Raw genomic sequence first — 12,160 nt, 5'->3', positions numbered from 1 at the left:
CCAAGTTTAGGATCCGCCGCATGGTTTGCCGATCAGGCCGCCTTGCGCATGCGTCGCGGCAGGAACTGGCCGCGGCCGCGCGATTCGGTGGGCGCCAGATCGAAAACGCCACGATGGAGGCGGTCGAGCAAAGCCTTGCGGTCGCGCAGCGGCTCCAGTTCGTCCCATCCCAGCACGTCGCCGACGCGCACGTCGATTGACTTGCCGGACAGCCGCGCGAATTCGTGGATGAGCAGCGAAGTACGTAGCGTCAGCGAAGCCCTGCCGACGAACTTCGCCACGCGCCCGTCACGCTCAGCCATATTCATCGGTCCGCTGACCAGGTGAAACAGCCGGCCGTTCTGACCGGAAAAATGCATTGGGATAACCGATGCCTTGGCATCCTGGACGAGACGGGCCGGAAACATTTTCCATGGCAGATCGCGCGCCCGGCCAAAACCTTTCGGCGCGGTGGCGACGCCGCCCGCAGGGAAGACGACGATGATGACGCCCTCCTTCAGCAACCGCACCGCCTCATGGCGCACCGCCATGTTGTTCTTCAGCGCGTCCTTGGTCTCGGAAAAGTCGATCGGCAGCGAATAGGGCTCCATCTCGCGGATCTTGAGCAGATCCTTGTGGATCATGACACGGAACGGGCGCTGAAGCTGCTCGGCCAGCGAGAGCACCGCAATGCCATCGCCGATGCCGAACGGATGATTGGCGACGATCACCAACGGCGTGCCGGGCAGGTTTGCCGGCGGCCATTGGCCGGCGGTCCGCACCCGGACGTCGATCAGTTCCAGCATGCGGCTGAACACGCGCTCGTCGGTCGGCACCACATGGCGGCGCCAAAAATCATAGAGCGCCGCGAAACGATCGCGGCCGGACAGGCCTTCGATGGAATGGATGAACCAGCGCGTCAATGCCGGCTGATGCGGACTGGCATAGGAAAGCTCGGGAAACGGTCTTTCGCGCATCTTCAGCTTGAGCATGAGGGCTCGTTACAAGGCTGGCGTGACAAGCATGTGAAATGGCGGGCATGTGAAAATGGCGGGGGATCGCCCAACCGCCATGAAGCCATCATTGCCACGACGACTGATCGCGCGGCAACCGACCATCTGGATCATGCACATCTACCTTGTCGTCGGCCGTCAGATTGGCGCTGAATATGACGAGATTGGTGCCTCCCGCATGCTGAAGCGAAGGAAAAAGCAGGCCGCGGCAACCGGCCGTGATCAGTATGTCGGAGAGTTTCCACGATGGCGGCGTCTTCTTGTCGATACGCGCGATAAGACGCCATTTACAATCCCATTCCGCCCATTCGGGACCCCAGATGAGGGGATCATACCCCGTCGACAAATCTACCACCTGATCCAACGTGACCTTGTAGGCCGCTAGTGTCGCTGGCGGAGTAATTGAAGCTCCCTGGCGATATTCATCGAGAGCCGTCTGCGGCGCGCGCGAGAGATAAAGCGCTTCGATCCCGGGTCGATTGAACCTACCTCCGTCAATCGCCGCACCGGCGCCGCTTACCGGAACATATGCCCATCTCGGCGTCAGGTAGCGATGGAAGACCTCGTCCGGCCCAATGCGGACGAGCTTCATCCGCGCGCGCCGTTTTCCAAGTCGCGGAGATAGCTCAACACTGCTTCAAAATGCCCTTCGGCCACCAATTCGGCTGCGGTCTTGTGATCGTATTCGGCGATCGGCTCGTTTCGATACCAGTAAATTGCTTTGCTAATATCTCCGGTGAGCGTCGCCGCGGCCGTGATCGCCTTGATCATTTCGCGCATCCGGCTTTGCAGTCGCTCAGAGGCCGGATTGCGAAGCGTGTTTCGGTGAACACCCGTCAGATCGGCCAGGTTCGTCACCTGGACACCAAGCGCTTTTGAAAAGCGTTTTGGTGAAATGTAAGGTGTGCGAGGTTCCTGAAGGCTCTCCACGAAGCCCGACACCATGGCGGCCTGCGTATTCTGAGCGATTGTCATCGGTCTTCTCCAGCGCTTGTGATGACACTTGTCTGCACAATATGTGCACATCTCTTTGCATATCAAGTGCCGATTGCCTCGGTCAGCGCTCAGATCAAAGAAAGTAGCCATCAACGGCGACGGAATTCTCGCCTTCTCGAAATGCCAAATACGAAGCGTCTGCTACGTCAACCCTGTCGGCGTGAGCTTCGCCAGCTCACTACCGACAGGGATGCGCCATTAGAGCCAGGTCTAGGCCGCCCGTTTGCGCTTGCGGTCGGGCGTCACCGCCTCTTCGGCAAGCATTGCCACCGCCTGCCCAAGGCCAAGCGATTCCTGGTCGCGCGAGCCGAGCCGGCGGATGTTGACCGTCTCCTCCTCCGCCTCGCGCTTGCCGCAGACGAGGATAACCGGAACCTTGGCCAGGCTGTGCTCGCGGACCTTGTAGTTGATCTTCTCGTTGCGAAGATCGGCTTCCGCCAACAGTCCGGCCGCCTTCAGCTGCGCGACGACCTTTTGCGCGTAATCGTCGGCATCTGAGGTGATCGTCGCCACCACCACCTGCAGCGGCGCGAACCACAGCGGGAAATGACCCGAATAATTCTCGATCAGGATGCCGAGGAAGCGCTCCATCGAGCCGCAGATGGCGCGATGCACCATCACCGGCTGCTTCTTTTCCGAATCGGAGCCGATGTAGAAGGCGCCGAACCGTTCCGGCAGGTTGAAATCAACCTGCGTGGTGCCGCATTGCCAGTCGCGGCCAATGGCGTCCTTCAGCACATATTCGAACTTCGGCCCGTAGAACGTGCCCTCGCCCGGATTGACGCCCGTCTTGATCCGGTTGCCCGACCGCGCCGCGATCTTGTCGAGCACGTCCTGCAGCACGCCCTCGGCATGATCCCACATCGCATCGGTGCCGACCCGTTTTTCGGGGCGGGTCGCCAGCTTGACGGTGATTTCGTCGAAGCCGAAATCGGCATAGGTCGACAGGATCAGGTCGTTGATCTTGATGCACTCGTCGGCGAGCTGTTCCTCGGTGCAGAAGATGTGGGCATCGTCCTGGGTAAAGCCGCGCACGCGCATCAGCCCGTGCAGCGCGCCGGACGGCTCATAGCGATGCACATTGCCGAATTCCGCAAGCTTTACCGGCAGATCGCGGTAGGACTTCAGCCCGTGCTTGAAGATTTGGACGTGGCCGGGGCAGTTCATCGGCTTCAGCGCAAACACCCGGTCGTCGTCGGTGTCGTCGCCGGCAACCGTCACCTTGAACATATTGTCCCGGTACCAGCCCCAGTGGCCCGACGTCTCCCACAGGCTCTTGTCGAGAACCTGCGGCGCGTTGACCTCCTGATAGCCCTGCTCGTCGAGGCGGCGGCGCATGTAGTTGACCAGGTTCTGGAACATCCTCCAGCCCTTGGCGTGCCAGAAGACGACGCCCGGCCCCTCTTCCTGGAAATGGAACAGGTCCATCTCGCGGCCGAGCTTCCGGTGATCGCGCTTTTCGGCTTCCTCCAGCATGGTCTGATAGGCGTCGAGCTGCGCCTGATCGGCCCAGGCCGTGCCGTAGATGCGCGTTAGCATCGGGTTGTTGCTATCGCCGCGCCAGTACGCGCCGGCCACCTTCATCAGCTTGAAGGCGTTGCCGATCTGGCCGGTCGAGGCCATATGCGGGCCGCGGCAAAGGTCGAACCAGTCGCCCTGCGCATAGATCTTGAGATCCTGATCTTCGGGGATGGCGTCGATCAGCTCGAGCTTGTAGCGCTCGCCCTTGTCGGCAAAGATTTTCTTCGCCTTCTCGCGCGACCACACCTCTTTGGTGAACGACTTGTTGCGCGCGATGATCTCGCGCATCTTCTTCTCGATCACCGGGAAATCGTCGGGCGTGAACGGCTCGTTGCGGGCAAAGTCGTAGTAGAACCCGTTCTCGATCACCGGACCGATGGTCACCTGCGTACCCGGCCACAATTCCTGCACGGCCTCGGCCAGCACGTGTGCTGCGTCGTGGCGGATAAGCTCCAGCGCGCGCGGGTCTTCGCGGGTGATGATCTCGATCTTGCCGGACTTGCCGAGCGGGTCGGAAAGATCGCGCACGACGCCATCGATCGCGTAGGCAACGGCCTTCTTGGCCAGCGACTTCGAGATCGATTCCGCCAGGCCGGCGCCGGTCATCGCGGCTTCATAGTCGCGGACGGAGCCATCGGGAAATGTCAGGGAAACGGAATTCAGCATAGAGTTCTCCTATCCAGTCCCGCAAACGAGCGCGGGTGGTGAAATGCATGTCGCCCAAAAGTGCGTAGCGGTTTTGGGGCGACCACATGCATAAAAGTAAAAGCCGGATGCGTCCGGCGGCAGTCTTTTATGGGCAGATTCCCGCGTCGTAAAGGCGGGTGGTGGATCACTTAGTCTTGTTTGATGAGATTCGGCAGCTCTTTCAGGAACATCGCACGCGTCTGAGGGCCCTTGGGCGTGTCCGATCGTTTCGTGTCGACCACAAGGCGGGCAAAGACGATCTTGCGGCCATCCTTTTGCGCCCAGCCGACAAACCAGCCAAGCGAGCGGTCATCCCTCACCTTGTCGGCGTCGTTGCGAAGCCTTGTGCTCCCGGTCTTGCCCTGCACCGTCCAGCCACCTGCCTGGAAGGTCGGCAAGATCGCCTTGGTCATCGCGAAGGCCTTGTCCGAAACCGGCAGGTTGCGGTCAAGCAGCCGACGCAGGAAATTCACCTGTTCGACCGGCGAAATCTTGAGGGAAGAATTCACCCAGGACCGGGTGAGGCTATCATTCTTGCCGGCGTTGCCAGAAACATCCGTGTTGCCGTAGTCGAATTTCGACACGTAGCCGGCAAAGCGCTCGCTGCCGAGCCGGCGGGTGATTTCCCGCGAAAACCACAGCACCGAGTCCTTCTCCCAGATCGTCGGGTCGACGGTTTTCTGGTCCCGCTTCACCGCATTGAACTCCGGCTTGTAGTCCCATGCCGGCGTGTGCTCGTCGATTAGGATTCCCGCATCATAGCCGATCAGCGACAATGGGACCTTGAAAGTCGAGGCGGGACTGAAGCGCTGGTCGCAAACCCCTTGCCGATACAGCGTTTCGCCGCTTGCAGCATCCAGGATCAGCGTGCATTCAACGTCGTTCTGCGGCTCGGATTGAGCGCGGATCGGAAAGCCCAAAAACCAGGCCAGAAGATAGAGAACCAAGGCGAAGACGAATGGACGGCGGTCTATCTGGCGCATTTGGCAATCTCTCCTGAGGCAGGTCAGGAGCGGCTTAGCGAGGCGTCTTGTCTCGATTTTGTCTTAAATGCGCAAGATGCGGTCAAGCTTAGCAAATCGTAAAGATCTGCCCGATTGCCCACGCCCCTACCGCCATCAGTCTTCCGGGTCACGCTTTTTTCCGATCCGCCAATACCGCCAGGGCGTGAACCAGACATAACGGTCTTCCAGCACTTCCGGCACCCGGTCGATACCATGCGTGCCGAACGGTCCGCAGCGCAGCACCCTGAAAAGCCCCATCCAGCCACCCGCCCACAGGCCGTGGCGGGCGATCGCTTCATGCGCGTATTCGGAGCAGGTTGGCAGGTGCCGGCACGAATTGCCGACAAAACCGGACAGCGTCAGTTGGTAAAAGCGCACGAGCGATGTGCCCAGCAGGCGACCGGGCGTCTTGCGCCACGGGCCGGGCCAGTTGCGCCCGCGCTGGAGCGACCTGGCGACATGCGCATGCCCATGTTGGTCGCGCACCGCATTCTCCGCATCGCGTTTCCTTGCACGATAGATGTGGACTTCGACCAGAGAACGCAATCCCCTTCTGATCACCGCCCTGTTGTCCGCCTCAGGCGCTTGGACGGCGGGCGGGATACCGATCGGCCAAGATATGCAGCGAGCAGCCGCGCTCTCTTCGCAGCGTCCGGCATATGGCGGCCTCGCGCCACGCGCTTGAAATGTCGCGACCCGGATGACATCGCCAAAAATGCTCAGAAACTGGATCATGGCCGCATCTCCTTTGAGTGTCGATTTGACCCCTGCTGGCCTTCATCCTCAAACGAGTATAGTTTCCACCTCGGATAACTTGAGATTATGCAAATGAAGCGCGGGCGCCTTCCCCTGACAGCATTGAGGAGTTTCGAAGCCGCCGGCAGGCAGCTGAGCTTCAGCCGGGCGGCCGACGAGCTCTTTGTCTCCCAAGCGGCGATCAGCCGTCAGATCCGCGAACTCGAGCTGTTCCTGCGCCAGCCCTTGTTCGTGCGCCACCATCGCCGCGTCGAACTTACCGACACCGGCCGGCGCTTGCTCGATCAACTCGTCAGAAGTTTCGACGCAATCGATGGGCTGCTTTCGGAAATGATGGCGACGCCGGCCCAATCCGTGGTCTGCGTCAGCGTCGAGCCTTCGCTTGCCGCATCCTGGCTTGTGCCGCGGCTCAATCGATTTCGCGAGCTGCGGCCGGATATCGACATTTCCCTCGACGTCGACCCGCGCCTGATCGAGTTCCGCAGCGATCAGGCCGAACTCGCTCTGCGCTTCAGCGCCCACAGCACGTCATGGCCGCGCAGCGAGGCGGAATGCCTTGCTTCGGTCATCTATTCGCCTGTGCTGTCGCCGGCTCTTTCCGCGGCCGATCCGGCACTGGAAAGCCCGGCCGACCTGCGGCGCTACACCTTGCTGCATGAAGAAAATCGGCAGAGCTGGGCTCGCTGGTTCGAGGCAGCAGGCGTAGCCGCGGATGAGATGCCGGAGCGTGGCCCGTTGCTGGCGGACGCGTCGCTGTCGAAGCAGGCCGCCTTGCTGGGGCACGGCGTTGCGCTGGCTGACCTTCTGCTAGCCAAGGAGGAACTGGCGACCGGTGCGTTGATCAAGCCATTCGGCACCGACATAGTTTGCGGCGCCTATTGGCTGGTTGCCAGGAGCCTGCGCAACCTATCCGAACCGGCTGCGGCGTTCGCCGAATGGGTCCGGGTCGAATTTGCCGAAAGCAGGCGTTCTCTGGAGGGTATTTAGGCTGCCTGTTCGGCGCGCTTCTTCTCGATCTGGCCGATCGCGTCGACCACGGCATCGAAGGTAAGCATGGTCGAGGCATGGCGGGCCTTATAGTCGCGCACCGGTTCGAGATATCTCAGGTCGGCGAAGCGGCCTTCCGGCGGCGCGCCGTTTTCCTTCAGCATCTTCAGCATCGTCTCGCGAACGCTGCGCAATTCATCCGCGCTGGCGCCGACGACATGCTGCGCCATGATCGAGGACGACGCCTGGCCAAGCGCGCAGGCTTTGACGTCATGGGCGAAATCGGTGACAACGCCGTCATCCATCTTCAGATCGACGGTCACGGTCGAGCCGCACAGCTTGGAATGCGCGCGCGCGGTTGCGTCGGGATGGTCGAGCCGGCCGATCCGCGCGATATTCCCGGCAAATCCCAGAATTTTCGCATTGTAGACATCGTCGATCATATTTTTCCAATCCGTCGCCGCCGAGCGAACAGCGATTGCCGCTGACGGTCTTCCTTTCGCTCGACACGATCATATATAATGGTGGTATTCGGGCATCGACAAGGTAATCCAAGGCCTTCGTTTTTGCCCAAACATGTTCACGCCGCTTACGGGCTGGAAACTGGGCACGTTTCTAACACCCGAAAGGTCGTGGTCCGTTCAACTCGTTCCTCCTGAGAGAGGAACTACGGGAGACGCCTTTATGGATGCCGTCATCAAGAAATTCATGCCCCCCTCCGCCTATCTGGAAAAGCCGGTCACCGACCGGCCGAGCGAAGCCGAAGCCGAGGCCGCGGTTCGCACGCTGTTGCGCTGGGCCGGCGACAACCCGGACCGGGAGGGCCTGGTCGATACGCCAAAGCGTGTGGTGAAGGCCTATCGCGAAATGTTCGGCGGCTACGACAAATGCCCGGCCGAGGAACTCGGCCGCACTTTCGAGGAAGTCGCCGGCTATGACGACCTCGTCCTGGTCAAGGATATAACGTTCCATTCGCATTGCGAGCACCACATGGTGCCGATCATCGGCAAGGCGCATGTCGGCTATTTGCCGGACGGCAAGGTTGTCGGCCTGTCCAAGATCGCGCGCGTCGTCGATATCTTCGCCCAGCGCCTGCAGACCCAGGAAGCAATGACCGCACAGATTGCCGGCGTCATCCAGGATGTGCTCAATCCGCGCGGCGTCGCCGTCATGCTCGAAGCCGAGCATATGTGCATGGCCATGCGCGGCATCCGCAAGGAGGGCTCCACTACGCTGACGTCGACCTTCACCGGTGTCTTCAAGGACACGCCCGAGGAACAGGTCCGTTTCGTCACCATGGTGCGTGGCGGCAGGGGCTGAAGACCCCCGCGGTCGCTAGCCATGATACCGGAAAGTGGGAACCGGTTCTCGGACAGGATCATGGCCAAACAACAAGACAGAGCCTCGCCCATTCCGATCCTATCGGAATGGGCGAGGCTCTGAACAAGGACCGGCGATGTCGGCAGTGGAATTTCCGAAAGCTCCATCAGACAAGAAGGCACTGGAAGAAAGCACGGTCTTTTCGCCGCGCTTCGATGCCAGCGGCCTCGTCACCGTCGTCGTTACGGATGCCGAAGACGGAATGCTGCTGATGGTCGCGCATATGAACACCGAAGCGCTGGCGCTGACGCTGGAAACCGGCATCGCTCATTACTGGTCGCGCTCGCGCAGCGCTCTGTGGAAGAAGGGCGAAACGTCCGGGAACGTCCAGACCGTCGTCGAGATGCTCACGGATTGTGACCAGGATGCCATATGGTTGCGCGTCAAAGTGATGGGCCACGACGCAACCTGCCACACCGGCCGGCGTTCTTGCTTCTATCGGACGGTGGGACTGATCGACGGCAAGGGGACGCTTGCCAGCGACGGCAGCAAGCCGCTGTTCGATGCGGAAGAAATGTATCGAAAGCCCCGTGAACCATCCAAATGAACCATTCGCCGGCCTGCAACCACGTATATTCATGATTTCGATACTGCCAGCCTCTATGTTGGCAGTCGGACAAGGGAGATTGTGATGCTCGAATGGGCGTCATCGCGCAACCGACTGGACGTTCGAGAGGCCAATGGCCTGTCATCGTCCGCCGGCGCATCCGAAACGAGCCCCGCCAAGAAAACAGGCATTTCGCTGGCATTGGGCGGCGGCTGCGCGCGCGGCTGGGCTCATATCGGCGTGCTGCGCGCGCTTGACGAAGCCGGCATCGAAGTGTCGATGATCGCCGGCACCTCGATCGGCGCGCTGGTCGGCGGCTGCTATCTTGCCGGCAAGCTGGATGAGCTGGAAGAATTCGCCAGAAGCCTGACCAAGCGGCGCATTTTTGGTCTTCTCGATCTCAATCTGCGCGGCAGCGGCCTGTTCGGCGGCATGAAGCTCGACGCACGGCTGCGCGAGCATATGGCCGGCATCCGGTTCGAGGATCTGCCCAAGCCTTTCGTCTGCGTCACCTCGGAAATCCGCACCGGCCATGAAATCTGGCTGTCGGGCGGCTCGCTGATCACCGCCATGCGCGCCTCATATGCACTGCCCGGTGTGTTCGAACCGGTCACTTGCAATGGCCGCGTGCTGGTCGACGGCGCGCTGGTCAATCCAGTGCCGGTCTCGGTCTGCCGCGCCTACGAGCAGCCGCTCGTGGTCGCGGTGAACCTTCACTACGATCTGTTCGGCCGCGCCGCCGTCATCAAGCACAGCGCCGGCGAACTGGTCGTCGAAAAGGATGCGCCAAGGCCCGGCCTGTTCGACGCAGCGCACCAGTACCAAACACGGCTCGGCATCACCGGCGTCATGGTCGAGGCCTTCAACATCATCCAGGACCGCATTTCGCGTGCACGACTTGCCGGCGACCCGCCCGATATGTCGCTGCAGCCTAAGCTCAGCCATATCGGCCTGACCGAATTCCACCGCGCCGACGAGGCGATCCGCATCGGCTATCAGGTTACGATGGCACAGATCAGCGAGTTGACCCGGCTGCAGACGGTTCTGGCCTAGCTCGTCGGCATAGGTGTTTGGCAGGTTGCAGGCTGTTGGCAGGCAGGATTTTCGCCGTTCGTCTGGGTCGACTATCGCCGACATTGGAGATTGGCCGAAGCCTTCCCAACTTCGTCATCCCAGGGCGAAGCAGGAGCGAAGCTCCGTCGCGGAGACCCTGGGATCCATGCCGTAACGCTAGTCAAAGAGTACAGCGGAGCAGAATTCTGCGCAGTGGCGGCGTTCCAATGTCATGGCATGGATCCTGGGGTCTGCGCCGCGTCGCTTCGCTCCTTGCTCCGCCCCAGGATGACGAAGCGATGGGCGTTTCGGCTAATCTCCAAGGCATGCGATCGCCAATACAAGCACGTCCGGCCTGTCAAAACTTCTGCGCTAAGGACCTAAGTCGGCTCACAACGCTCAGGCGCGTGCCGCATCGACGATGCGGAACTGCACCGTGCGGTTGCCGTTCCAGTGATTGCCCGACAGCGAACCGGCGACATGCACCGGCTTGCCCCTGTTCTTGAACAAGAATTCGCCGAGCGCCGTATCGACGGCGCGAAAGGCGATCGCCTGGATGCGGCCGCCGCTTTCCGACTGCAACTCGGCGCGGATGTGATTGGTGCCGACCGGCCTTGCATCGGCAAGGCGATGGCGCGGCAGCGCGAAGATCGGCGCGACATGCCCGGCGCCGAACGGGCCGGCTTTCTCCAATGCATCGAGCAGGCCGAGCGTTGCACCCTCGGCGGCCAGCGCACCGTCGATCGCCAGGCTTTCCTCACCTTGCAGCCGGAACACGTCGGCCGCCGCTCGTTCCTCGAAGAAGGCCCGGAGCGCGCCAAGTTTCGCCCGCTCCACCGTGATGCCGGCTGCCATGCCATGGCCGCCGCCTTTGACGATCAGCCCGGCAATGGCCGCCTCGCGCACCAACCGGCCAAGGTCGAAGCCCGACACCGAACGGCCTGAGCCCGTGCCGACGCCGTTGGCGTTGAAGGCGATGGCGAAAGCGGGCCGGCGCGCATGGTCCTTGAGCCGCGAGGCCAGCAGGCCGACGATGCCCGGATGCCAATTGGAGCTGGCGGTGACGACGATGGCCGGTCCATTGCCGCCGGCAAGCTCGGCATCGGCCTCCACCCGTGCCGCGGCCAGCATTTCCAGCTCCATCTGCTGCCGTTCCTGATTGAGCCGGTCCAGCGTCTCGGCGATGGTGCGGGCCTCGACGGGATCGTCGGTCGCGAGCAGGCGGCTGCCGAGCGCTGCATCGCCGATGCGCCCGCCGGCATTGATGCGCGGGCCGATCAGATAGGCCAGATGGAAGGTGCTGACCGGCTCGCCGATGCGCGAGACCCGCGCCAGCGCCGCCAGTCCTTCGTTCCTTTGCTGGCGTGCCATCTGCAGCCCTTTGACCACGAAAGCGCGGTTGACGCCGGTCAGCGGCACCACGTCGCAAACGGTCGCCAGCGCCACGAGGTCGAGCAAGCCAAGCAGGTCCGGCGGTGCGGCATCCGGCAGCCGGTCGCGCAGGATCTTCGCCGTCTGCACCAGAGCCAGGAAGACGACGCCGGCGGCACAAAGATGGCCCTGCCCCGAAAGGTCGTCCTCGCGATTGGGATTGACAACCGCTACCGCCGCCGGCAACGGGCCGCCTAGCTGGTGATGGTCGAGCACCACGACATCGGCGCCGGCAGCCTTCGCCGCGTCGATGGAAACGGCGCTATTGGTGCCGCAATCGACGGTAACGATCAGCGTCGCGCCGCGCGAGACGAGTTCGCGCATGGCCTCCGGATTGGGGCCGTACCCCTCGAAGATGCGGTCCGGTATGTAGATCTCCGATGGCACCGAGAAATGTGTGAGAAACCGCTTGAGCAGCGCCGAGGAGGCCGCGCCATCGACATCGTAATCGCCGAAGATCGCCACCCTTTCCCTTGCAACGATTGCCGCGGCGATCCGGGCGGCGGCCTTGTCCATGTCGGTCAGCGACGCCGGGTTCGGCAAAAGGTCGCGGATGGTCGGATCAAGGAACCGCTCGGTCTGCTCGGCGGTCACGCCGCGTCCGGCAAGGACGCGCGCGACGATGTCCGGCACGCCATAGCCTTGCGCTATGGCAAGCGCGGTCATGTCCTGCCGCTCGGTCAGCCGGTGTTCCCAGGAAACACCAGTGGCCGACTGCCTTACATCGAGGAAGATACGGTTTTCGCCCGTCATGCGACGCGCCGTCTGCGGATTGTCATTTCTCACAATATGCGACGGCTAGCCGA

Annotated in this window: 12 protein-coding genes; 4 read left to right on the top strand and 8 right to left on the bottom strand. The window is 61.9% G+C overall.

Going from position 1 to position 12,160, the window contains the following annotated elements:
- Positions 1-32: 32 nt before the first annotated feature.
- The 6 genes from EJ075_RS26515 to yidD all read right to left on the bottom strand — a co-directional run bounded on the left by EJ075_RS26515 (position 33) and on the right by yidD (position 5,686).
- The gene (locus EJ075_RS26515; RefSeq protein WP_126106365.1) at positions 33-971 is read right to left on the bottom strand and encodes a GNAT family N-acetyltransferase; all 939 of its coding nucleotides are present in this window, start codon (positions 969-971) and stop codon (positions 33-35) included.
- Positions 972-1,059: 88 nt separating this feature from the next.
- Positions 1,060-1,584, bottom strand: coding sequence for an RES domain-containing protein (locus tag EJ075_RS26510; RefSeq protein ID WP_126106364.1), 525 nt, complete (start codon positions 1,582-1,584; stop codon positions 1,060-1,062).
- On the bottom strand, positions 1,581-1,967 hold the full coding sequence (locus EJ075_RS26505) for a hypothetical protein (RefSeq protein WP_095485403.1): 387 nt from the start codon (positions 1,965-1,967) through the stop codon (positions 1,581-1,583). The genes EJ075_RS26510 and EJ075_RS26505 overlap by 4 nt, the downstream gene beginning before the upstream one ends.
- Before the next feature lie 231 nt (positions 1,968-2,198).
- Positions 2,199-4,175 carry a threonine--tRNA ligase gene (gene thrS, locus EJ075_RS26500; RefSeq protein WP_126106363.1) on the bottom strand — a complete coding sequence of 659 codons (1,977 nt, stop codon included), beginning with the start codon at positions 4,173-4,175 and terminating at the stop codon, positions 2,199-2,201.
- Positions 4,176-4,345: 170 nt separating this feature from the next.
- Entirely contained in the window at positions 4,346-5,179 is an 834-nt protein-coding gene (blaOXA, locus tag EJ075_RS26495) for a class D beta-lactamase (protein WP_126106362.1), read from the bottom strand.
- A 135-nt stretch (positions 5,180-5,314) separates the two neighbouring features.
- Positions 5,315-5,686, bottom strand: coding sequence for a membrane protein insertion efficiency factor YidD (gene yidD, locus EJ075_RS26490; RefSeq protein WP_126106361.1), 372 nt, complete (start codon positions 5,684-5,686; stop codon positions 5,315-5,317).
- Positions 5,687-6,028: 342 nt separating this feature from the next.
- On the opposite strand from yidD, the gene EJ075_RS26485 reads away from it, so the two are divergent.
- Positions 6,029-6,943 carry a LysR substrate-binding domain-containing protein gene (locus EJ075_RS26485; protein ID WP_126106360.1) on the top strand — a complete coding sequence of 305 codons (915 nt, stop codon included), beginning with the start codon at positions 6,029-6,031 and terminating at the stop codon, positions 6,941-6,943.
- On the opposite strand, the gene EJ075_RS26480 is transcribed toward EJ075_RS26485, so the two are convergent.
- Positions 6,940-7,386 carry an iron-sulfur cluster assembly scaffold protein gene (locus EJ075_RS26480; protein ID WP_126106359.1) on the bottom strand — a complete coding sequence of 149 codons (447 nt, stop codon included), beginning with the start codon at positions 7,384-7,386 and terminating at the stop codon, positions 6,940-6,942. The two genes, EJ075_RS26485 and EJ075_RS26480, sit on opposite strands and share 4 nt — an antisense overlap.
- Before the next feature lie 241 nt (positions 7,387-7,627).
- Between EJ075_RS26480 and folE the strand changes: the two genes are divergently transcribed.
- The 3 genes from folE (at position 7,628) to EJ075_RS26465 (ending at position 9,923) form a co-directional block, all read left to right on the top strand.
- Positions 7,628-8,263, top strand: coding sequence for a GTP cyclohydrolase I FolE (folE, locus tag EJ075_RS26475; protein WP_126041635.1), 636 nt, complete (start codon positions 7,628-7,630; stop codon positions 8,261-8,263).
- A 136-nt stretch (positions 8,264-8,399) separates the two neighbouring features.
- Positions 8,400-8,870, top strand: a complete 471-nt coding sequence (gene hisI / locus EJ075_RS26470; protein ID WP_095485409.1) for a phosphoribosyl-AMP cyclohydrolase — start codon at positions 8,400-8,402, stop codon at positions 8,868-8,870.
- 84 nt (positions 8,871-8,954) lie between these two features.
- On the top strand, positions 8,955-9,923 hold the full coding sequence (locus tag EJ075_RS26465; protein WP_126106358.1) for a patatin family protein: 969 nt from the start codon (positions 8,955-8,957) through the stop codon (positions 9,921-9,923).
- A 399-nt stretch (positions 9,924-10,322) separates the two neighbouring features.
- On the opposite strand, the gene recJ is transcribed toward EJ075_RS26465, so the two are convergent.
- On the bottom strand, positions 10,323-12,107 hold the full coding sequence (gene recJ, locus EJ075_RS26460; RefSeq protein ID WP_095485411.1) for a single-stranded-DNA-specific exonuclease RecJ: 1,785 nt from the start codon (positions 12,105-12,107) through the stop codon (positions 10,323-10,325).
- Between the last annotated feature and the right edge of the window lie 53 nt (positions 12,108-12,160).

Source organism: Mesorhizobium sp. M6A.T.Cr.TU.016.01.1.1, assembly GCF_003952585.1.
Taxonomy (GTDB): domain Bacteria; phylum Pseudomonadota; class Alphaproteobacteria; order Rhizobiales; family Rhizobiaceae; genus Mesorhizobium; species Mesorhizobium mediterraneum.
Note: the sequence above shows the minus strand (reverse complement) of the source record. Positions and strands in the feature narration are given on the sequence as shown.